This window comes from Parabacteroides goldsteinii DSM 19448 = WAL 12034 (assembly GCF_000969835.1).
In the GTDB taxonomy this organism is placed as follows: Bacteria; Bacteroidota; Bacteroidia; order Bacteroidales; family Tannerellaceae; genus Parabacteroides; species Parabacteroides goldsteinii.
On record NZ_KQ033913.1, the window covers coordinates 1,066,122 to 1,089,089 of the forward strand.

The 22,968-nt window shown below is 41.7% G+C and carries 22 protein-coding genes; 4 read left to right on the plus strand and 18 right to left on the minus strand.

Going from position 1 to position 22,968, the window contains the following annotated elements; all coding sequences use genetic code 11:
- Window positions 1-164 precede the first annotated feature (164 nt).
- A complete protein-coding gene (locus HMPREF1535_RS17310; protein ID WP_082207557.1) occupies window positions 165-824 on the plus strand; it encodes an energy transducer TonB in 660 nt (219 codons plus the stop codon).
- Between the two features lie 74 nt (window positions 825-898).
- On the opposite strand, the gene HMPREF1535_RS17315 is transcribed toward HMPREF1535_RS17310, so the two are convergent.
- From HMPREF1535_RS17315 to HMPREF1535_RS17370, 11 genes are all read right to left on the minus strand, one after another.
- Window positions 899-1,633: an AlkZ-related protein gene (locus HMPREF1535_RS17315; RefSeq protein ID WP_046146968.1), complete on the minus strand. Its 735-nt coding sequence runs from the start codon at window positions 1,631-1,633 to the stop codon at window positions 899-901.
- Between the two features lie 57 nt (window positions 1,634-1,690).
- Window positions 1,691-3,952 carry a Helicase associated domain protein gene (locus HMPREF1535_RS17320; RefSeq protein ID WP_046146969.1) on the minus strand — a complete coding sequence of 754 codons (2,262 nt, stop codon included), beginning with the start codon at window positions 3,950-3,952 and terminating at the stop codon, window positions 1,691-1,693.
- Between the two features lie 26 nt (window positions 3,953-3,978).
- Window positions 3,979-5,088 carry a Wzz/FepE/Etk N-terminal domain-containing protein gene (locus HMPREF1535_RS17325; protein ID WP_082207558.1) on the minus strand — a complete coding sequence of 370 codons (1,110 nt, stop codon included), beginning with the start codon at window positions 5,086-5,088 and terminating at the stop codon, window positions 3,979-3,981.
- A 28-nt stretch (window positions 5,089-5,116) separates the two neighbouring features.
- On the minus strand, window positions 5,117-7,513 hold the full coding sequence (locus tag HMPREF1535_RS17330; RefSeq protein WP_046146970.1) for an SLBB domain-containing protein: 2,397 nt from the start codon (window positions 7,511-7,513) through the stop codon (window positions 5,117-5,119).
- Window positions 7,514-7,941: 428 nt separating this feature from the next.
- Window positions 7,942-8,349, minus strand: coding sequence for a lipocalin-like domain-containing protein (locus HMPREF1535_RS17340; protein WP_052716741.1), 408 nt, complete (start codon window positions 8,347-8,349; stop codon window positions 7,942-7,944).
- Window positions 8,337-9,800, minus strand: a complete 1,464-nt coding sequence (locus HMPREF1535_RS17345; RefSeq protein ID WP_046146972.1) for a capsule assembly Wzi family protein — start codon at window positions 9,798-9,800, stop codon at window positions 8,337-8,339. The genes HMPREF1535_RS17340 and HMPREF1535_RS17345 overlap by 13 nt, the downstream gene beginning before the upstream one ends.
- A 35-nt stretch (window positions 9,801-9,835) precedes the next feature.
- On the minus strand, window positions 9,836-10,879 hold the full coding sequence (locus HMPREF1535_RS17350) for a toprim domain-containing protein (protein WP_244275648.1): 1,044 nt from the start codon (window positions 10,877-10,879) through the stop codon (window positions 9,836-9,838).
- A gap of 97 nt (window positions 10,880-10,976) precedes the next feature.
- Window positions 10,977-11,324, minus strand: coding sequence for a CHC2 zinc finger domain-containing protein (locus tag HMPREF1535_RS26285; RefSeq protein ID WP_244275650.1), 348 nt, complete (start codon window positions 11,322-11,324; stop codon window positions 10,977-10,979).
- Window positions 11,321-12,676, minus strand: coding sequence for a replicative DNA helicase (locus tag HMPREF1535_RS17355; protein ID WP_046147602.1), 1,356 nt, complete (start codon window positions 12,674-12,676; stop codon window positions 11,321-11,323). The genes HMPREF1535_RS26285 and HMPREF1535_RS17355 overlap by 4 nt, the downstream gene beginning before the upstream one ends.
- 8 nt (window positions 12,677-12,684) lie before the next feature.
- Window positions 12,685-13,209, minus strand: coding sequence for a hypothetical protein (locus tag HMPREF1535_RS17360; RefSeq protein ID WP_046146973.1), 525 nt, complete (start codon window positions 13,207-13,209; stop codon window positions 12,685-12,687).
- A 761-nt stretch (window positions 13,210-13,970) separates the two neighbouring features.
- Window positions 13,971-14,195, minus strand: a complete 225-nt coding sequence (locus HMPREF1535_RS17370) for a DUF4248 domain-containing protein (protein WP_046146975.1) — start codon at window positions 14,193-14,195, stop codon at window positions 13,971-13,973.
- A 260-nt stretch (window positions 14,196-14,455) separates the two neighbouring features.
- On the opposite strand from HMPREF1535_RS17370, the gene HMPREF1535_RS17375 reads away from it, so the two are divergent.
- From HMPREF1535_RS17375 to HMPREF1535_RS17385, 3 genes are all read left to right on the plus strand, one after another.
- Entirely contained in the window at window positions 14,456-14,899 is a 444-nt protein-coding gene (locus tag HMPREF1535_RS17375; RefSeq protein WP_010803308.1) for an HU family DNA-binding protein, read from the plus strand.
- 105 nt (window positions 14,900-15,004) lie between these two features.
- Window positions 15,005-15,469, plus strand: a complete 465-nt coding sequence (locus HMPREF1535_RS17380) for a glucosaminidase domain-containing protein (RefSeq protein ID WP_046146976.1) — start codon at window positions 15,005-15,007, stop codon at window positions 15,467-15,469.
- A 12-nt stretch (window positions 15,470-15,481) separates the two neighbouring features.
- Window positions 15,482-15,796 carry a hypothetical protein gene (locus tag HMPREF1535_RS17385; RefSeq protein ID WP_046146977.1) on the plus strand — a complete coding sequence of 105 codons (315 nt, stop codon included), beginning with the start codon at window positions 15,482-15,484 and terminating at the stop codon, window positions 15,794-15,796.
- A 100-nt stretch (window positions 15,797-15,896) separates the two neighbouring features.
- Here the strand turns inward: HMPREF1535_RS17385 and HMPREF1535_RS17390 are convergent, their stop codons facing one another.
- The 7 genes from HMPREF1535_RS17390 to HMPREF1535_RS17420 form a co-directional block, all read right to left on the minus strand.
- Window positions 15,897-17,153, minus strand: a complete 1,257-nt coding sequence (locus HMPREF1535_RS17390; protein ID WP_046146978.1) for a glycosyltransferase family protein — start codon at window positions 17,151-17,153, stop codon at window positions 15,897-15,899.
- A gap of 10 nt (window positions 17,154-17,163) precedes the next feature.
- Complete coding sequence (locus HMPREF1535_RS17395; RefSeq protein WP_046146979.1) at window positions 17,164-17,991, minus strand: glycosyltransferase family 2 protein; 828 nt, start codon at window positions 17,989-17,991, stop codon at window positions 17,164-17,166.
- 14 nt (window positions 17,992-18,005) lie between these two features.
- Window positions 18,006-19,172 carry a CDP-glycerol glycerophosphotransferase family protein gene (locus HMPREF1535_RS25165; RefSeq protein ID WP_052716742.1) on the minus strand — a complete coding sequence of 389 codons (1,167 nt, stop codon included), beginning with the start codon at window positions 19,170-19,172 and terminating at the stop codon, window positions 18,006-18,008.
- An 80-nt stretch (window positions 19,173-19,252) separates the two neighbouring features.
- Window positions 19,253-20,545 (minus strand): CDP-glycerol glycerophosphotransferase family protein, encoded by a 1,293-nt coding sequence (locus tag HMPREF1535_RS17405; protein WP_046146980.1) that lies wholly within the window; start codon window positions 20,543-20,545, stop codon window positions 19,253-19,255.
- A 13-nt stretch (window positions 20,546-20,558) separates the two neighbouring features.
- Entirely contained in the window at window positions 20,559-21,224 is a 666-nt protein-coding gene (locus HMPREF1535_RS17410) for a ribulose-phosphate 3-epimerase (protein WP_046146981.1), read from the minus strand.
- Window positions 21,221-22,261 (minus strand): NAD-dependent epimerase/dehydratase family protein, encoded by a 1,041-nt coding sequence (locus HMPREF1535_RS17415; RefSeq protein ID WP_046146982.1) that lies wholly within the window; start codon window positions 22,259-22,261, stop codon window positions 21,221-21,223. Before HMPREF1535_RS17415 ends, HMPREF1535_RS17410 begins: the two co-directional genes overlap by 4 nt.
- Before the next feature lie 3 nt (window positions 22,262-22,264).
- The gene (locus tag HMPREF1535_RS17420) at window positions 22,265-22,960 is read right to left on the minus strand and encodes an IspD/TarI family cytidylyltransferase (RefSeq protein ID WP_046146983.1); all 696 of its coding nucleotides are present in this window, start codon (window positions 22,958-22,960) and stop codon (window positions 22,265-22,267) included.
- Window positions 22,961-22,968 lie beyond the last annotated feature (8 nt).

Sequence of the window (22,968 nt, forward strand, 5' to 3'; positions counted from 1 at the left end):
CAAAGTTAGTAAATATCAGGAAGGTACAAAACTCTCAACGCAAGCCCGTTCGCCTCATCCAACCGTCTTCTTCACCTGCTAATATTACCCATTGGCCAGTGTTTAACTTAAATAAGCTGTTCTTTTCCTTTAATTTGCAATGTATCACATAAAAAAATATTCTTATGATTGACAGAAAGCAAAATTGGAGGTCGGCAACGAGTAAACCGACCGTATTAATGTTTTTCATTGTTATGCTGGCCTGTGGTGCTACAACTCCAGTCAGGTCACAAAGCAGCGACAATAAGACGGTAACTATGGTTACGGGCACTTCGGACGAGGGCGATGAAAAAGTAGTCATTTCTCAGATGACATCCGATGCTCCGCCCCGTCCCATTCCAGGTTTCCCGGAAGGTATTAAGACTTTGGTCACATTTCTTTCCGATAACATAGCCTATCCGCCTGAAGCGATTGAAGCAAAAGTGCAGGGAGACGTCACGGTCGATTTCACGGTGACCCAAGCAAGCCGGTTGACGAATTGCAGAATAACGAAAAAACTCCATCCCGACCTGGATAAGGCGGTGATTGAGGTCGTTAAGAAACTGCCGGTGCGCAAACAGCAGGCGCAGGATGGAGACGGAATCGATACCGATTATGCAATAACTGTAAAATTTGCATTGCCCGACGGAACCTTGCCGACAGAACCTACGGTTTCAGTTGTCGGCGTGAAAACAGGAAATATGGAGCTAACTATGAAAAGCAAAGACGCGCTAAGCTGTGTCGGCACGCATACGTCAGGAACCAAGACGGGTATTGTAATGGTCAGAGGACAAGAAGTATATTAGCCATTCGGAAGTAAAACAGTTGCTCCATACCTCCAGTCAAGGGGGATGGAGCACTTTTATGACATTTAACAAACTTATCCTAGTATTTTCAGAATTTGCTCCGGTGTTGCTTGCGGCAATAATTGTGTGAGGTAATCTATTAAGCGTTGTTTTGACTCTTCCGGTGACCGGTTGCCGGAAGCCTGTACTTTTTCTTTGCCGAACAGTACTTCCGGTGTTGTATATCTGGCGATCCCCCATCCGTAAGGCTCTCCCTTCTTGTCATATCGGTATTCGAAATCAGCCACAACGAGCCATGTTCCCATTTGCAGCCGGGTTATGACTGTTTCAAATCCATCTCCTTTGGGTTTTGTCTTTTTAAGTAAGGCCTGGGTTTCGCTAGTCTCCCATGAGTCGAACGGATTGACACTTCTTTTGACCGGCTGCTTCTTGTAACCGCACAACGCTTTTATCTCTTTGGATAGGAGGGACTCATGCTCTGTGACTGTCTTATAAATAACGTTACCCATACTTTGTAAAGGTTCCGCTTTCAGATTGTACATAGCACGCCTGTAGTTTACAAGTTCCGGAAACCATTCCATGCTGACAAACCCTGCTTTCTTCTGAAAGAGTTTCCCATAAGCACAATTGAAATTTCGGATAACAGGCCCTTTCCATTCCCACGGACCCTCTTCTTCATCGGAAAACCATAATTCCTGCGGGGTAAATTCTTCAATGGAAAAATCCTCAATGCCATTCGCAAAGAAGGGTAAAAATCCCATCTTTGCAACGAGCTTCTCCAAATCTTCACAGCGATTTATCTTTATCATGTCGCAAATATATGAAATTACGCTTAAACCATATGTTATTATATGATTAAAGATAAATTATTTCAGACTCCAAGGGAATGCAATCTTATCCAGAAGCTCTTTACGGGTAGGAGGGAGTTCACCTTTTTTTAAGGCTCTGCGTTGTACGAAACACCAACTGCCGAGTTTGTTCTCACGGGCGGTTGGCCAGCGGTTGTTTTCTGAGAAGAATTGCTGTAGTTTTTCATAGTTTTCCATCCAAACATCATCGATAGTCCAGATAAAACCTTCGGCATCCATCCGGGCGATGCGTTCTGCCGAAAGTAAACCTTGTTTCCGGTTCTTGCGCTGGGTGTTACACCAGCTGCCGGCTTTGCCTTCATTGCTTTTGGGCCAGCGTTTATGTTTTTTGTAGTAGGCAAGTACCTGCTGCCAGTTCTCCGCCCAGAGCGAATCCAGATCCTGTTCCCACCAGAAGCCGATCGAATCGAGCAACCGGATTCTTTCATTGGAAAGGAGACCTTTCTTTCGTGCCTGCCGTTGGGTGTTGCACCAGGTATTCAGTTTGTTTTCACCGCGTTTGGGACAACGGTGTTCTACAGCCATAAATGCTTTCAGTTCTTCAAAGCAGTTCATCCAACGACTATCCTGTACCTCCCATTCGAAACCGATCCGGTCCAACTGCAAGATATAATCTTCCGACAACGTCCCTTTCTTCCGGGCAATCCGCTGGGTGTTGCACCAGTTTCCCAGCTTCCCTTCGGCTGCCTGCGGCCAACGTCCTTCACGCTCCTTATATTCAATCAAACGTTCATACATCACAGGCCACGCATCCAACTCCGCCAGCATATCATCCACACGGGCACGGATATCAGACAGGAATCCCGTGACTTCAAACTCCATAAAGCCTTTAAAGCTCTTTGGGGCACGGATCGCCGGATGATAAACCAATTCCCTTGACATAGCTTCATAAACAGAACGGCCCGAAAGGTTATTGACAAAATCAAGTACTACCGGATGACGGTCCGAACCGGCTTTCAAGCAACGGCCCAACTGTTGTAAAGCTACCACATACGACTCCGTCCGACGCAGGAACATGGCGGCATCTACTCCTTCCACATGCAATCCTTCAATCAACATATTTATGGAGAAAAGTACATGCAGTTTTCCCGTTTCTCTACGGAAACGACACAATGTCTTTTCATTCTCCCGGTTACTCAGCCCGTTATGGATCTCAAATGTTTCCGTTTCAAAGCCAGCCTGTCCGAGCCAGTTCGATACTTCGGGAATCATATGCTGAAGATCTTCCTTGTCTTTACAGAAAACAAGCATTTTCTTTACCTCTTTCGGAAGATAACGTCGGATCAGTTCCGAAGCACTCAACGAGCCGCGAAAGTCGAGACGGGCAAAGTCTATCTTGTCTTGAATATGCTTGCGCCTTTCTAAAGTACAGTTGCTCCTGTTCAGCATACGCTGTACCTTATCCAGCTGGTTATTCAGATCGAATACGCTCTGCACCAGAATAGGTACAGGTAGTATCTTATAATACCAAGCCATAGACAAAGACAGTTCATGGAACAGGTTCCCCTTGAAATAGACCTCTACCGTATCGAGCATCTCTTCGGGACGTATTGGGGTTGCCGACATTCCCAGTACACGGGCCTCCGGATTGTTATCAATTACTTCCTGTACGGCTTTACCCCATACCTCTGCTCCGAAATGATGGAACTCGTCAATAATGATATGATCCGCTTTGAGTTCATCCACCGTACCGCGATTCAGGACTAATGCCTGGAAAGTCCGGTAAGTGACATGCGGCATTGTCCTGCCGATAGCTTTTTTGATCTCAGCGATAATCGTAACGTTGGGAGCGATAACCACTATATCATCTTCCGAATGATTGACGATATAGCGGGCAATCAGGTAGGATTTTCCTGTTCCGGTCGCCTGTACAACGGCTCCGATCCTGTTTGTTTTGAATCCTTCTTCAATTGCCCGATAAGCCGCTTCATTATGTGAAAAGAGTTCAATATGCTTTCCCGTCTCCAGACTTCTCAGATAGCTTTCATCCGAAACTGTCAGTCCATGCAGTTCAAAGGAAAGTGCCTCCGGCAGATAACCACCATGAGCCAGAATCCGGAACTGGTTGCAGCTGCACATTTCTCCGATACGCTGCATTTCAGTATACAACTTGTCCATTTCCGGCAAGCCGACAGGTTCCTTATTCCATACCTCTTTCACAATGAAAGTAACGAAATCTTCCCTGAAGCCTACCAGCAGACAACCGGATTCTTCAGTGACAAAATAATGATAAGAATGATAAAGATCGCAGAGTGACATTTGAGAAAATATGTCAGTTATAGAAATTATTCTACCTCTAAAACCTCAGTTTCCTCTTTGGGGTTAAAAAGGTCTTTGATAAACAGATAACCGATTCCGCCAAATATAGCAAGGAATACAAAGCCAATCAGGATCAGCGATTTCTTGGGGGAGGCTGCTTTTAAAGGGACAGTGGCGGGTTGTATTATTGTATATACTGGTGTCTGTTCCTGTACACGGAGTTTATCCTGTTCCAGTTTCTGGGCCAATGTATTGTAAACATTGAAGGTCAATGTCATTTCATTCTTTAAACGTTCCTGCTCCGTACGGTAGCTGGCTGAGATGATATTCTTGTTGGCATCTTCAAAGGCAGCATAAGCACGTTGTGCTTTGTAGTAGGACTCACGGGCTTCGCTGAATACTTTCTCTGTGAATTCAAGGTCCTGTTTTACCTTCTGGGTACGGTAATTAGTTATGTATCCCTGAAGTTTTTCCAATACAATTTGAGTGATATTCGCCGAGATCAACGGGTCCTGCATCTGAACGGAGACAGTGATTACCGATGTCTTTTTATCCACAGAAGCGGAGATGCGTTCCTGTAAATCCTCTATTACATCAGACTGTTCCTCTGTTAAATGAAAAGGGGATAACCCCATTATGTTCTTTTCTTCTCCATTTGAAAACAAATCTTTCACTACACCCAACAGTTTGAACGGGGCCTTTATCACATAACTCCACCACGCACTTTTCTGATCTTCATCCATATATTTGTACAATGTCGATGAGTAATCACCTTTTTCACTCTCAACTTGTACCGGAAACAACTCCAACAGAAAAGGAATACTTTGCACCACATCCGGATACAAATCCGGAGAAATGGCGTCCGAACCTACCGAAGCCCCCAGGTTTATACCTGCCATGGCAGCCAAACCACCCAGATTTCCCATCTTTTTGGACGGGTCTGAAGTTTCTGGTGCTAGCATTACTGTTGTACTGTATTCTTTTGGTATACTGAAAGCAACCACCAATCCTACAACTATCGCAATTCCACAGCATTTGAACAAGAACTTACGCTCCCCCCATAGCCGTTTAGCCAACTCTATTAAATCTATCTCCTGCTCGTTCGTATCCATACCAGGAGCGTTCATTTGAATCATATCCACCTTGTTAATTGAAAATTGATAATTATTTCAGTGTGTTGATGATAGAGGTTATCATTGCAGCCATCGATGTGGTCGAACTGGTGATGCTCAAAATTTCTGCCAAACTTGTTTTGCGATCTTGCTGCGTTTTGGCGGGAACAACGATTTCACTGCCGGGTTCTACTTTCGGATAGTGCTTGAAGAAGATAAAACGCTTCCTGGTCGTTGCCACTTTACCATTCATATAAATTACGATCGGATATTTACGGGCAATATCGTTATAACCACCGGCTTGCGACAAACAACTTTTTACAGACATTCCATTTGTATACGTCACACTGTTCGGATAAGTTACAGCTCCACTTATCTTCACTGTGCTCTGGTATTGCGGAATATAAAGTTCATCCCCGTCGCGTAGCACCACATCGTGGGCACTTCCCGGATTCGCCAAGGCTTTTTCCAAATCGATACCCACAGAGTAGTCTTTAATGTTTTCCAGTGATAAGGCAACCGAATCACGGCTTTGCTTATTTGCACTCAGTTGCAGCAGAGTTTCTAGGCGGCGCATCTCATCCTCTGTCAGCAGGCGTTTCAGGCTTGCCCCTTTTACATAGGCATCAGGAGTTATTCCTCCGGCTTTGGCGATGATATCACTTAGACGGGAGTTCTTTTCTGCCAGTACGTAATCACCGGAGAAAGTGATTTCACCATTTACCTTTACCACCTGTTGTTCCTGATAACCCGGTGAGAAACGCACATACACTTCATCAAACGGTTCCAATGTAAAGACCCTATCGCTTTTCTTTCCATCCGTAGAGATCAAGCCTAAATTATCGTTCAATGCGAAATTGAATACTTCGGCCGTACGGTTAGTGTTCTCGTAAGTCTTTGTATCCTTAATCCTTCGAGCTACTTCCACATTCACCGTTGCTGCCGATTCCTTTAATCCGCCAGCCATCATAATGGCATCTTCAACGGTCAGGTTATTCCGGTAAGGAAGGACAGTGTCTATGTAATTCACCGCTCCGCTTACTTTGATCGTATAAGGTTCGCGAAGGTCAAACAGGGATGGAATGTTCAATTGGTCTTCCGGTTTGAGTTCTATATCCGGAGATGTGCCACTGAGGATTCCACGGATATCAACAGCTATTACTGTTGTTGTAAAATCCGGATTCAAACGGGTGATCTGGGCACGGCCGGTAAACTCATCTCCTTTCAAACCGGCTGCCTGATCAATTAACTGACGGACTGTATGTACCGCACCGTTCAACTCATATTCTCCCGGACGCCAGACTGCCCCTGTCACTGTCAGACGGTTTTCGTAAAAAGGAATTACAGAATCCACCAACAAAGAATCTCCATCCATCATCGCAAAAGTCGGATATTTATCTTCCGTAACAGTAGCTATCTGATAACGGCTACCGGCTTTTCGTTTGACACGGACATCTTTCTTGTAGGCATCCCCGGTAAAACCGCCGGCCATGTTCAACAGTTGTGAGAGTGTTTCACCCTTTTTCATTTCAAAGATACGGTTACGTTTTACCTTACCTCTTACAACTGCCAGTTGGTCGTAAGGAGCAACGATCACCATATCATTTTCTTCCAGACGGATATTCATATTGTATTTGCCGTTCAGCAGATAATCATATACATCCAATTTAGCCACTTCCTTACTGTTACGGTAAACCTTTATTCCGCGAAGTGAACCAATCTCATTTACACCTCCTGCTGCATACAACGCATTAAACAAAGTTGCAAACGATGGAAGTGTATAGGTTCCCGGAGCAACGACTTCACCTACAATATTGACTTTGATGCTGCGTATCTGGCTCAGGCTGACGGATACAAATGTATTAGCCCCGTCTGTATCTCCCGACAAAGTAGACATGATCCGCCCCAGTTCCTGTCGGATACGGCTTTCAGCTGTTTCAATAGTCAGTCCGCTGACTGATACCGGACCCAGGTTAGGAATAAGAATGGTTCCTTCGGGAGAAACTTTCAGTTTCAGATTCAATTCTGAATCTCCCCAGACATTGATCAGCAATTCGTCGCCGGCAGATAAAACATATCCTTTGGGAGTCGGTACATTCAGATCCGGCTCAAAGGACAGATTCTTATTCGAGAATATTTCACGACCAAACACGGTTCCGCTTAAATCTCCCGCCGGACGATTGGCTTCCCGCTGAGCATCCAGAGGAGGTATTCCCTTTCCATCCGGAACCGTGACCGTGCGGTCTGTTACCACAGCATCCGATGCCGTACGTGTAGTCTGTTCCGCTCCGGACTGTCCCATCCGTTTATTCATCTCCTGACGGATCTGTTCATCCGTCATACCCGCGGCTTTCGCCTTGTCAATCAAATCCTGGGGTACCTGTGCCGCAAGCGGAACCGACAGGCACAGTAATCCTCCCAATAATACATTTCTGATTACGATATTCATATTGTTATTTGTTTTGTTGTTATTTCGGTTTTAGAAAGATGAACTATCGGTTTAGTGACTGGTTGTAACTGGCTCCCCTCTTGAGAGGGGGTAGGGGGTGTGTTAAAGCCAGTCAATAAAACAAGCCTTGTTACAGGTTTATTTGCCGTCTGCTTCAGCTGACGGATTAATAAATTATCTATTTCTCCGGACTTTAGTCCCATTTCTTACAGGTTTCTATCTAAGAGACATGTGGCTGAAGCCAAAAGAGAGAAACAACTTGTAAACCGTCAGCTGAAGCAAACGGCAAATGAACCTACAATAGTTAAGTAGCTCTGATTATGGAGGTTGTATAGGTTGGAATATGACACACCCCCTGCCCCCTCTCAAGAGGGGAGGCAGTTACAACTGGTCGATAATTAGATAGCTCATATCTGATAATTTCTGAATCAAAACTTCCTGAACTCCAATCGGGCATAATCCGATTGCAGGACCAGATGTTTCGATGTTAATTCTTTGACACCGAAGCGTTGCTCCGTTCCGTTCATGCCAAATGGCAATAAATCTTCAACTTTACTGATCGGCATGACTACAAACAATGAATCTCCGGTATATTCCATATTGCCGGTCTGACTGGTTACATCAACCTTCATCAGATTGATCGTATGCAAAGCAACACTGTAGTATGCCCGTTCCGGCGTCTCTTCCTCTCCCGACGCATATGCTATTTTCATGATCTGCCAGCGACCATCCAGGTCTCCGTTAATCGGCATCTTTCCGCAGGCACTGACTATCAGAACCAGCAACACCGCTATTATGTATCTTTTCATCGTATTTATTGTATTCACCGTATCCATCCCGTTTTTCTGATTGTTAGCATTCCACCGGCACTTTTACCCAACATCCCGCCTCTGTCAACACCTAGTGATCCTGTAAAATCCCAGCCTTTTAACTGATGGGGCGTATAAGTTAATTCGACCAAAGCATTTCCATTCTTTTTGATCTCATAAAAAGGTAAGCTATAAGTTCCCCAGTTACGGGTAAACGATAAAAGGATTCGGTATTGCAGGTCGGTACAAGGAGTACCCATGATCCCGAAATGATGTCCTTGCATACGCGAACTTTTAAAACTTATATCACCATCTGCATTATAGATAGGAGACATGACCAGCGGATTTCCGATTCCCATTCCCCAATGTTGCCATCCACTATAGATATAGTGGTTATAATAATTATCTGCTCCGCTTATCTGTTCCGGTATTTCCGGTGTATGATCCCAATAAACGGGACTAGTCTGATCTTTTGTTGAAATATATTCGTAAACGAAACTGCTAACGACGGGATTTTTTGGAAATGTTATTTCTATTCCTGCCAGGCAATCTTTCCAGCCATATTCACCAAACATCTGCGAATGATCTTCAAAATAATGTTCGTAATAAGGACGGATTGTCCAATCTTTTGAAGCATACCAGGTTAGTGAAAAGTTCCAGCTGCCTAAATGGTTTCCATAGACATTTGTCTGTTCTCCTGTTGGTGTGCTACTATCTCCGCCGCTCGGAATAAACACTTTAAAGAAATCCTTTATCCCGTTCGGCATATCGATCTTCTTGTCCCCAACAAAAGCATTTCCCCCAAACTGTGCAGCCATTTCCAATCCCCCTTCAAAGATCAACGGAAACTTCTCCCGGTTACCGATCTTCACATACAAATCCTTGGAATGATAAAGCACATGTTCCGTATGTTTACCTCCCGGAGCCACAAAGTCCTTTTGCCAGCCATCATCCGTAAACATACCATAAGCGATATGTCCTTTGAAAGCTAACCAGTCTTTTGTACCCGGAACAAACGTATATTCTGGAATACCTATACGAACCTGCGGAATCGGACGGGCATTTCCGGAGAATGTCAGTCCACCGCTACTCAATAACGGATTATTAAACTCGCTATGCCGCTCCTTGCTTCCGATACTCACCCCCAGGCAACGATATTTCAGATCCGCATACAATTGTTGCACCACAAAAGTCGATGTAAAATTATAAGCGACAGCCAGGTCCGCCCCGAAAGCATACGAGAAGCGTTTATCGTTTTCCAGTTCCCGAAAGATCCCGGCACGCAGATAACCGTTATTCTTTTCAATAGAAGACAATCCCTGCTTGTTTGCCGTCAGCCAGAAAGGAGTATGTTCCCCTCCGCTAAAGCTGACACCGGTTTCCGCCTGATAACTCAGCCCTTTCGTAAACTGAGCATAAGAGTTAAGGGGAAGCAGTAGAATGCCTCCCCAAAGAAGTAAGTTTGATATTAATTTCATTTGTTATTGATTAGAACGATTTGAATCAGTCCCCATCATCCCCAAACTGCCCCCGGTCTGTCCAGATTTTCCGAAACGTGCCGCAACTGTTCCCGCCGTTTGGCTATATTGACAAGGATATCGAGACGTATTTCTTTCTTTTTAGGATCGGTTTCCAATAACCGGTGTACGCTTTTTTGTATTTCCTGTAGGATACGGTTTTCCAAATACAGAAATAATAACCGGGTCAGATAGATATTCAGGATATTGGATGCCTCCGGATAAAGCGCCCCGAATAGTTCCTTTTCATTGTAAACCAACTGATCGTATTCGGCATGCAATTCATTTGCGATGCTTTTTAACGCAGGCGTTAACCCCGGTTCCGGATTCCCTGTTTCCAAATGCTCCAGTATCATCCGGTTCTCCTTATTTTCAAAAAGCAAATCATCCGTTTGCAGGATACTTTTCACTAATTCCGTAAAAAGACAAGAAGAACCTTTAAACATATAAAGAGTCTCCGGAAACAACAGGCAAGCCGTCAGCAGCATTTCTTCCGATAAATGGGGTTTCGACAGAAACTTATCGATCAGGGAAACAAAAGCCTCTTTGCCCGACCGTCGGAATAAAGAATCCGGATCTTCCCCTTCCGGTAAAAAGATCGTCTGCACCTCCATCGAATACGGATTGAGCGATAAAGATATTTTGCGGGCTGCCTCCCGTCCCGGCTTGTCGCCATCCAGTAACAGACAGATCCGGTTCGTGTACTTTTTCAGCAATGCAATCTGTCCGGCTGTCAGGGCCGTTCCGCATAATGCTACTGTATTGGAAAATCCGGCGACATGCATCGCGATCGCATCTTTATATCCTTCCACCACAAACACAAAGCCTTTCCCGGCGATTGCCTCTTTCGCCCGGTGAAGGGCATAGAGGTTTTCACTCTTTTTATATCCGTTGGCAGTGGATGTATTGATATATTTCGGTTCTTCCGGATTATTGTCCGTTAGCCTGCGGGCGGCAAAAGCTATCAACTCACCGGCTTCGTTGCGGATCGGAAAGATCACCCGGTTGCGCATCGCATACCATTCTTTCGGAACATTCACAGGAGATTGTCCGACCTCAAAATCAAGATAAGCAGGCGTTAACTCCGTATAACCGCAAGCGTAGGGGAGAAGGGAAGAAAAGAACTGTAAGTTTTTTTTAATTGAAAATTGAAAATTGCTTCGCGTCGTTATCTCTGTCGACAGGGTTCGCGTTTTTCTTATTAATTTTCAATTCTCGATTTTCAATTTTCAATTTCCCCACCGCCTCCATGAAATTACAATGTTCCGTCTTCTCTATAAATTCGATCACATCTCCATGTTCTCCGCAGGCAAAACATTTAAAAGTCTGTTTTTGAGGATTCACCACCAGCGACGGATGATGATCCTCGTGGAACGGGCAAAGTCCTACATAGTTGGTCCCTTTTCGTTCCAGTTTTACCGTCTCTCCGATCACATTTTCGATAGGGTATGAAGCTTTCAGTTGTTCTATTTCTATCTTTGTCATGATCTTTTCCGGATATTATAGTTCGTGATGCGGGTATAACTCTCATTATAGCGGTAACGGGCAATCCCGGTCGATCCGTTACGCGTTTTTCTTATGTATAGTTTTCCGACCTGTTTCAGGCTCTCCCCGGTGACTTCATCCTGGGTAATCCCGTAACGTTCGGGGATATAAACGAAATAAACACAGTCCGCCACCTGTTCGATCACGCCCGAATCACGTAAATCGTGCAAATTCGGGATATGAGCCTTATCACCGGAGTTCATACTGTTACGGTTCATTTGCGAAAGGACAAGAACCGGGATATTGGCATCCTGTGCCATTTGCTTGAATCCCTGTATATTGTATCCGACCGTCTGATTCGCATTTTCCCACCCCTGTTTTTCCATTTTCATCACCTGTAGATAATCCACAATCGCCAGGTCGCATTGCTTTTTGCGCTTCTGTAACATCACCTGGGCACGGATATTTTCCAGCGTGTTTGCCGGAGTATAGTCAAAATATAACGGAAGGTCCTGGAACTCACCCGCCATTTTTTCCATCTTCAACAAATCCTCCGGGTTAGCACCTGTGATACGCAAACGGTTGGCATCTACTCCTCCGAATCCGGCAAACAGGCGGTTCATCGTTTGTAAACCGGTCATTTCCATGCTGAAGAAACAGACATGTTTTCCCGACAGGGCTACATTCATGGCAATCTGCATGGCTATGGCTGTCTTGCCGTCGCCGGGACGTCCGGCCCCAACGGTGAGTTCGCCGTTGTAAAGTCCTCCGGTCACATAGTCGAACTCTTCCAGTCCTGTTTTGATGCACATCGTATCCATTCCGTTTTCCAGACGTTCACGGTGCATATTCAATACTTCGTTGGCTGTTTTTCCGATCCGGCTGACTTGTTTGCCGACAATACAGGTTTCCCGCAGTTCCATCAATGACGATTCCGCCTTTTCGATAAGAGCCGTGTAGGAGGAATCGAAACGGTTTGCCTTTGCTTGCAAAGTCGTGAACAAAGCACCCAGCAGGCGAAGCATATACTGCCGTTTCACTTCTTCGGTATATTGCATCAGGTTGCCGATATGGCGTATCTGCGTCATGGCAGTGTTGACGATGGCAATCCCGTTCATTTCTTTCCAGCGTTTTTCATCCAGGCAGCGCATCTCGATATCGGTGGTTACCAGATCCGCTTTTTCGCCCCGGCTGTTCAGGGAACAGATGGCTTTGTAGACAAATGCGAAAAGCGGGTCGCTGAACATTTCCGGCTTCAGAACCGGAGCAACCTGCCATATGGCAGATTCGGAAGACAAAAGTGCACAGATCACAGCCTCTTCCACCTGGCGTACAGATTCTATAGTTTCCATAAGCGTCATTAATTAGGTTGATTTGTAGGATTCTGCATGCTTCGTCCGCCCATGTTTCTTTCGGCTTCCGCCATTTGGGCCGCGGCTGAACTTTTTGAGACATCGGTCTTTTTATTTCCTCCGGTTTCCGGTTCGGTAGGTACAAAAGTAAATTCATCGTAACCGGTCAAATATATACGGCTTCCACCGATAATACGTTGAATGGATATCAGTTTAAGATATTTCATTCTCTTCAATAGGCGGCTCAATGTGCTACCACTTACATCCATCCATTTGGCTAGGGTAGATTGTTTCCCGATAAATTCTCCTCTGCGGCAGGTATAGGCTCTTTTATTTACGATACAATACCCATCCGTATGGTAACAAATGCCAAACAACAGCAGATGTAAATGAGCCATCTGGCGGTCGATAATGTCATCACTCTGCATCCGTTTGAATATAGAGCGGGGTGTCTTGATGAATGTTTGTCCGAGGAGTTCCGTGATAGATAATTCCTTTGCAAGCGGTTCATTTTCAATCTTTTTCTTTCTCATAACAATACAATTTAAAAGTGAAAAATTACTGAAAGAGAAAATGAAATTAATTGGTTATTCTTAGTTGTCTGAAAATGAATGCTATAAGCCATGTGCTGAAATCGTTTTGTCCGAAGGTCTGCAAGACTATATAAATATAGAAAGAACTTCTTTATAAAGATATATAAGCCTCCGGCATTTTTTCAGATTACATAAAATAAAGAACTGATTTCGTTTAATCTCTCTACAAAGGTAAATATGAATATCTCCGGATTGTAGTATCAATTTAACTCGTTCTGCGTTTCTTAGAATGTTGTTTCACAGCGAGTTAATAAATTTAATTTTTATCGGTTGATTTGACTTCTTTTTTTATTTTTGTTATAAACTCTTGTATTTCAGTGTAATAATCAGAGTACTTGTCGAATAGTATCATGTTTTTGCGAACGGTACTCGATACGTACTTAAATTTGAAAAACGGATTTATAAATTCAGCAACTTTCTTGTATGAATAACCTCCCAACAGACCGTTCTGTTTCAGTCCGGCAAAGAGTGCAATCATAAAAACTACATATTCTTCAGGAACATGTTTATCATCCTTTTTTTTTATTATTGTTAATCGGTTTACGCATAATCATTTGGTATTATGCTGCAAAACAACATTCCTATGCAAACTAAACCGATCTCCTTTTCTCCAAAAAGATATATCTTTTGCATTCAAAAGTCCCTTATTTCATCTTCAAAACATATATCTTTCATCTCCGAAATAAGGGACTTTTCAATTTTCAAGGTTCTCCTAAAAAATCGACAATCACTCCGACCTGTTTCGGTGTCAGTTTTCGTTGTCGATCGCAGAACCCGGCAGTTTTTAATGTTTTGACCAGTTTTTCGTTTCTTACCACCCAGCGATGTAACAAACGTGATGCTGAGTTCGGATGCAAATCCGGGTTGTAACAGAGTGCCAATTCCGTCCATCCGTAACTACGGATTTTAAATTTTTCTTCGTCCATTTCCTTATGTATTAATTACCTCTAAGATAAGAAATTAAATCCATATAAAGAAATGAAATTCAATGTTTATATGCGCTATTTGTGTATTTGTCGGGACTTATTTAACCCTTCGACTCCGGTGATGACATTTCATGTCACAGCCATTTTTCCAGCACCTTATCTTTGTCATGTTATCGATAACCAACCAGTTAACCGTCAATAGCTTTCGGAGTATTTCCATTGGCATATTGGCACATTGTCAAATTAAAAAATTATTCCCCATGGCTTTAAGTTTTCACTTAGTAAAACGTCCCGACATGCGCAAAGACGCTGCCGAAGGTTCCAAATTATTTTATGCACAGGTCCGTTCATTGAAGAAACTCGATTTCAACAAGCTCTGTGATCTGATCGCTGTTCGAAGCACCGCTTTTATCGGTGATGTGATGCTTGTCATCGAAGGTCTCCTTTCCGTCATGGAAGAACGCCTGGAAGAAGGTGATGTGATCCAGATGGGCCGCCTGGGTAACTTCCGTATGGTTGCCGGCAGCAAGGGTATTGAGAACGAAAAGGACTTCAATGTCTCCCTCTTCAACAAGGCTCGTATCGTCTTCTCACCGGGCACCATGCTCAATGAGATCCGCAAGAATGCCAAATATGAAAAGATGGATATCGAAACGGTCACTCCGCCTACAGGAGGTGGTTCGGACCGTCCGGAAATCGAGTGAAATAATTTGCCAATGTGCCAATAAGGCAATATGCCAATTCTGATAGCAACAGTTGGTATTTCGATTGACACATTGGCACATCGGCAAATTAAACAATTATTCACTATGTTAAAACAGGAATTTATCAAACAATATCTTTTCCCCGCTCAAAAGGCGGGGGAATGTTTCGGAATCAATCCGGTCGTTATCCTTGCCCAATCCGCCATCGAAACAGGGTGGGGGGAAAGCACCCTGGCAAAGGAGTATAACAACTTCTTCGGTATCACCGCTTACGGACGTCCCAATGCTTTCTGGAAAGGCAAAAAGACTGATCTTTCTGAAAACGGTGGCCATGTTTCCCTCTGGTTCCGCACCTACGAATCGGCGGAAGACAGTTTTATGGACTTCGCCCGTCTGATCCACACTGGTTATCCGGTGGCTGCCTCGCTCAGTGCCCATCCTTCGGCCTATGCCAAAGAGATCGCATACAGTAAATACATCAGCGAAGTGAACGGTGACAACCGTGCTGCTTATCAAAGGATGTTGGTGTCGATTTGCCGGACGATCGAAAGATTAATTATCAATTTATAATTTTCAATTAACATGAAGTATCTTGAAACAATCTTTGCCTTTCTCACCAGCCTTGTCCGGATCATCTTTCCCCGCAAGCAAAAACCGGCAGCCGGTGACTGCCCTTGTCCCCATCCCTATCCTCGTCCTCTTCCTGATGGCGGTCACCCTGTTGGCTCTCCTGATGGAGCAGACGGAAGTGACGCTGACTGCTATCGGAGCGATACTCTCGCTCTCCACCAGGGCGACTGGGGAACCAAACAACGTGTCGAACCCATAGACATTGCCGGTTACAGCCTGATGGCTGTGGGACTGATCGGGGGGCTGTACAAATTATTTACTGCATGAGTTACGAAGAAAACTACCAATCATGATCCGTCTCAACAAAGTATTTCCCAAACGAGGGATGGAAGAATGAAGAAACGGAAGTTTGATCGTGTAAAGTCTGTTATCTTCTCTGATATGGGGAGGGGTAACAGGCTTTTTGTGTATAAAGTTGATTTAAATCCTCTCCTGCATTATTGGCTAGATATTCAAGAAGTATCTTGCATTGATTCTTCCGCGTATATTGCTTAATCTTTTCCCAGTCACGAGGCAATACTTCCTTGTTTTTCCATATTGAATAACAGCGAAGTATCATTTTCTTTATACCATCAATATCGGCATTGTCTACTGTAAAACCAGCTTTGGTTTCATTCAGCAACTGAGCGATCACATCCTCCGGATCACAAAGAGCCAATATAGGTTTGTTTGTAGCCAGATAATCAAACAGTTTCCCCGTATACACTCCTTTTCTCCCTGTCGGATGAATCACAACAAGCGTATCCACATCCAACGACATCCGTATCGCTTCGGAATGAATTACGGAATCCAGCTGAAAGACATTGGAAGCAATATTTTGGGGTATATCCAACTCCGAATTATTACCAATGATTTTTATCAAACAATTCGTAGGTAACTTCCCTTCGTGTATAAGTTCTGAAAAAGCTTTAAACCAATTATTGGGATTTATCCCCCAATAAAAACGCCCAATAAACGCCATGGTAAATTGAGGCTGAAAACAAACGTCATATACTTCTTCATAATCATACCCATTCTTGATTTCCAGGAAATGGCCATATTTGCATAAACGCTTAAAATTCTTCAGTAGAGGTTCGGAAACAGACACTACCAAATCCGAAGAGTTCACGATTTTATATTCATACGGTATAAGGCGTTTAGTAAGGTAACGTGATATTAAAATATTCTTTGACATTTCGTCACGCATATCAGCAATCCAATAAAATTTGTATCCGTTTCTTCGCAATCGAAGTGCGATCATGTGAGGTGCTAATGGGCCAAATGAGGTTAAAACCACATTGAAAGAATTTGTCTTATATAATGAAATGACTTTTTTATAAGCTTTGAAACGCCATATAAACCTGGAATCTGATGTTATGCGCACCAATAAAGCGATCAGTATCTGGCTCAGACTCCATCTTGAATCTTTCTTTATGTAATAATTCATAAAAGAAAGCGTAGTTAAAGGATTTGTTATATAATGGATCTCACATCCGCTCCATAATGCAGTTTCATTCACCTTACCTTCTGTAACTACCGTAACCGAATGTCCGGCCAATTGGAAATATTTAGCGAAAGCTTCGATCCTAAACGAAGCTATTTGATTGTTCGGATAAAAAAAACTACTGATAATAAGTATTTTCATTATCTTGTTTTTATAACAGTCCGTTGTTTCTTATAGTTCGTTTGTAAAGCGATGAACGCAAGCTATTAGGCAATAGTCGAACCACAAGACGAATGGATATATTCTTCATCATTGTGAAAATATTTATAAATCCAATCTGATAGAAAAGGTATTGTAAACGCATCTCTGTTACGGCATATTTTAATCCGCCTCTCCGTCTAAACATATCTGGGGTGAAGCGGAAAAAGAGCAAACTTTCTTGAATATTATAGAATCGGGCACCATTTATCAACATCCGCATCCACAGATAATAATCTTCGAACAAAGGGAAATGTTTATATCCGCCAACCTTTAATACAGCCGATTTTCGGAACATCACAACCGGATGGTTCACTGGGCATCTTCTTTTGGCGAATTGGATAATTTTTCCATGCCATTCTGGAACCTTTCGCACGGAAAGCACATTTGACGTATCACCTTCAAACTCATCAATCCAAGCTCCCACTACATCCACCTCTGGATGTTTCCGAAATATCGCCAACTGCTTCTCGAAACGATCTGGTTTGGCAATGTCATCCGTATCCATTCGGGCCACAAGATCATACGAACAATGTTTTAACCCTTCATTCAAAGCCTTGCCAAGACCTTGATTAGTTGGTAAAGGGACTACTTTTAGTTCGGGATGTTGATTTTTGATTTTTTTTACAACTTCATACAATTCATCGGTTAAAGGACCATCTTCTACCAAGACAACCTCTGTAGGTGATAGCGTTTGCGTAAAGATACTCTTCAAACTTTGGCGCAAAAATAATGGATTCTCCTTATGATATAAGGAAATTAATATTGAAAATAAACACATGTAATTTTTAGATTCTATTTATCCATATGATCTTTTATGATCTTACATATTTCAGATGTGGCGATACCTTTTTCAAAACTACCAAGTAAAGCATGATGTGCTTTTATTTTTTGTGACGATTCTTCTTCATCATATTTCAATATATTAGCGCACAGATCTTCTATGGTTAAGGCATAAGGGTAAGGCCAAAGTTCTATGGGCGTATCAAAATCTGTATCCGTTTTATAAATAGACAAGTCTGGAGTAAAAAGAAAACCGGGTTTACCTGTCAAGGAGAAATCCCAAACAGCAGAAGAATAATCCGTAATAAAGATATCTGCTAGAATCAATAATTCTTGCATATCTTGATAATCGCTAACATCAACAACGCCTTTTAATGGTAAATCATCACCTGCAATATTAATATGATGTCTATATAATAATATGGCATCTGTACCAAACTTTTTTTTTACTGTATTACATACGATAGTCGGATTTAATATAGAGGTAACTGATTGTGCTTTTCTCCAAAGTCCACGAAAAGTAGGGGCATATAAGACTACTATTTTATGTTTATCAATTCCTAATCGTTTACATATTACATCTTTCAAAATCCTTTGTCTTGAGGAAAAAAATAAATCATTTCTAGGCATTCCTATAGACAGGAATTTGTCTATAGGAACATTTAATACTTTGAAATGAGTCTCTGAAAAAGCTCGGCAACTAGATATAACATGATCAGTTTGTCCTTGCCTCATTTTTCTCAGACAATCCATGTAAATTCTTCTTGCGTTTGATATATAAGGAGAATTTTCATGCCCTTTTTTATAAGCACCTCCTCCATGCCACGTATTAATAACTAGTTGCGTCTTATGTTTTATAAAAAATGGTTCTATGACCATATTAGTTATGATAACTCTAGATGTTAGTAAATAAAACAAATGGCGAAATGACAAGTAATCGCAAAGAATGATTTTATAATTCTCTGGTATCTTATTTTCATTATTTATACACCAAACATACTCACATGAATCTCCATAATTTTCATACATAAATTCAAATATATACTTGGGGCTACATCCATAATTTTTTCCTTCAAAAGAAGAAAAGAATATTCGGTTCTTTTTTACAGGAAGAAAAGAAAATATGTGAAATAATATACGAATGATGTATATTATCACTATTTTAATATAGTAATTCATTATTACTTTTTTTGTGTTATTAGTGATAAAGTATTGTATTAGTAGGAACTATAAAATACCAATATTTTTCATTTTGCTTATTATGCATTTCGTCCTAATCTACTACGATCTATTATTTCAGTTACTAGATCAGGACCATTGTCGTAGCTATCCCAAAATGCCTTCATTAGAAAGCTGTGATCTTCTTCGGTCAAATGGCAATCTACACGATTTATTATCAAAGCTATTAGTTCTTCAAAGGTTTGAACCCTTACTCCTAAATAATATTTATTATAATCATCAAGATCAACAGTAGGAGAATTACCATACCATCTCTTTTTCTCTAAATTATTTCTATCATAATCTTTTCGGTTATAACTATATTCCAAATCGAAAGGAAAAAGAATAATTTCTTTGTTCAATAATACATAATCCGAATAAACTGATGAATAATCCGTTATCAAACAATTAGTATAAGGCAGAATCGTATTGATATCACATTGTTTTTCAAAAGGAATAATGTGTGGATAATCCTTAACAATAGATAAATCCATTTGCGTAAAAGGATGTAGCTTTAAGATGAAACAGCTATGAGTAGTTTGTAAAGCCTCTTCAAGACGTTTAAAATTGATTCCGCTTTGTTTAAAAAAATCACTGCCGTTATTACGCCAAGTAGGCATATATATATACACTTTTTTAAATCGTCTGATCTGCTCAATAAAGCGAAGGGTTTCTTTCGGTTCATACTGCTCTATGAAGCGAGTTCTTTTCTCTTCCGGGCACAATAAAATTTCATTGCGTGGATAATCTGTTAAGATACATTTCTCCATCGGAATCCTAAACATAGGCATATAAAATTTTTGAGCTTGATCAAAAGAGGTGGTTAAACAGAGGTCCGGTACACGATGCAATAGTAAATAACATTCTATTTTCGCTCTGAACTTAGTTGTAAGTTCCATATAGGTATAGCCTGTAAGCGCTAAATAATAAGATTCTGGGCGCAACCATTTCGTTTTTTTTAGTCCGATACCATGCCCTAGATATACCCAAAAGGCACCTTCTGACGCATACCTGTTAATTTCTGTTACACTATTAGTTGTCAAATACACTCCGGCAGTAAAACTGTGATACAATCCAAGAATGCTATACCACATATAGCATCTGAACCCTTTAGAACGTACATTATGAAATTCGTCCTTACTATTAGCAATCCAGATAGCTTCTATTTCAGGATACTCCTCCAGTACTTTTAAGAAAAGGTACTTGCTGTTGTCTGAAAAAGTGGCATTATGTGTTGCGAACAACCATTTATATTTTTTTCTAGGCATAATGCCACCAAAGAAATAAAGAGGATGCAACAGTAACTTGCATAAGTATTTCAAGTTCCTAGTCATTCGTTTTAACTCATTAAGTTATACTTTCAATGAAAGTAGGTATCGTCTCACTAAGAGGCATATCTTTTCTGAAAATACCTGCTGTTCCTCCAACGAAAATGGAAGCTCCTAAATCACGCATATATCGAGCTCTTTCACAACTCACACTGCCATCAACGCATATTTCTATATTTGTATGCCTATGTTGATCTAGATATTGGCGTGTTTCTCTTACCTTTTCCATGATACCATGTATCATGCTACTACCAGCAAAGCCAGGAACAATCAGCATTAATAAGATTACATCAACATAAGGTAAGTATTTCTTGACCTCTTCAATAGATGTATCCGGATTTAATGCCAAACCGAACAGGGCTTTTTTTTGTTTGATGAAAGCTGCATTCTCCATGATACTTTCTTTGCATTCACTATGAATACTGACAATATCACCCTCACGAATATCCATCGATCGGATAACGACACGTGGGTGCTCCATGAGTAAGTGAATGTCTAGTGGAAGGTTTGTAATCTTCCGGATTGAATTGACAACATCAGGACCGAATGTCAGATTTGGAACAAATATAGCATCCATTATGTCGATATGTAAATAGTCAACTTTGTTTTCTTCTAGGAGTTGAATATCACGCTCTAGGTTTACCAAATTGGCACACATGAGCGATGCAGATAATTTAGGACTCATTGAATGGATTTATAATAGTTAATCAATCGATCGAACATCTCTTCTAATTTGAAGAACGGCTTCCAGCCTAGTGCTTCCAGTTTTTCCGTGGACAGATTCAATTTCGTAACGGGAGCATATCCCATGTTATCTCTTGCCTCAATCACGACATGACAATTTTTATTAAACTTTTTTACTAATAGATGGGCCAAATCGTAAATGGAAATATACGTATTGGGAGTAGCTACGTTATACGCTTTTCCCGGTTCTCCTTTTAGCAACAGATAAAACAAAGCAATAATCGCATCAATAGTATAGCAATATGGTTTTGCGGATTCTCCGCTGGTATGCATCACAATATCTTGTCCACTTATGACGCTTTTGGCAAATTGTGCAAAAACCCTTGTGTCTTGTCTTGAAACTCCGGCACCAAAAACTTGAGTCAGACGAGCCATTACCACAGGGACATGATATTCTGAGGCATAAGCATGACACAAACATTCCACCATTCGTTTGCCCAAAGAATAGCTACTGCGTACATCAATGGGATTTATGTATCCGTTTACATCCTCGGTCACAGGAACAGAATCGTCATTGATCGTCCCATAGGATTCCAAAGAGGATAAATAAACCATTCCTCGCATAGATGGGTGCTGAGAGGCATATTCCAATAATTGTCGGGTTCCTATAAATGCCGTATTTATAGTTTCTACAGGAGAGTTTACATAAAATTGGGATGCTGTAGGACTTGCACAATGGATAATATAATGGATGTCCCAAGTTGACAAATCTAAAGGTTCTGTCATGTCTTGCCAGATCCATTGGATTTCACAATCACCAAATAAATCGTATGCCTTTTGCTTATTACGAGCCACTGCTACGACCTTTATTCCTGAATTTGTTACTTGATTTAAATGTAGCAGACATTTGATCAAAACAGAACCTATTAGTCCAGTTGCACCTGTGACTAATATTGTTTTTTCTTTTATATGCTCTGTAAAGGGGAAATGTTCTATAAAAAAATCAATGTCCTGCTGTATAATGGGATTCTCTATCATACCTTATAGCTGGTTACTGTTCACTATCTGTTCAAAACGTTCTAAATCTTCTGGGGTCGTCAGTTTGAAATTGATCTCTTCCCCTTTGGATAAAAATACTTTCATGCCACAACGGAAAGCAAACTCGGCACCTCCTGTCACAGCCGCTATTTCTTCATAGCTTCTTTCCTCATGAATTTTAAGATATTTACCTAGTTTAAATGCTTCAGGGGTCTGTCCCGCATGCAAAGTACTTCGCTTAGGCACGTCCGTAATGCAATTTCCCTCGGTTGACATGTAGATTGTATCTTTCACTGATATAGTGGCAATAGCAGCATCGTTTGCGATGCAACCACAAATACAGTCATGTATGACTTGAGAACTAACCAATGGTCGGACGGAATCATGGATAATCACCACATCATCATCCACTCCTCCATGGGAACGGATTAACTTTAATGCATTGTAAATGGTATGTTGCCTTGTTTCGCCTGGTTCGGCATAATAAACAGGAAGTTGAAGCATTACCACATAGGGTTGTATGAAATCGATCCATTGTTTGTCCAAAGCTATTACAAGAGCATCTATTTCATTACTTTGCACGAATTTATCTATACAATAGCTGATAATGGGACGTCCCGCAACCATTATGTATTGTTTAGGTATGTTACTACCCATGCGGGAACCGATACCTCCCGACAAAATAACTGCAATATTCATATATATTC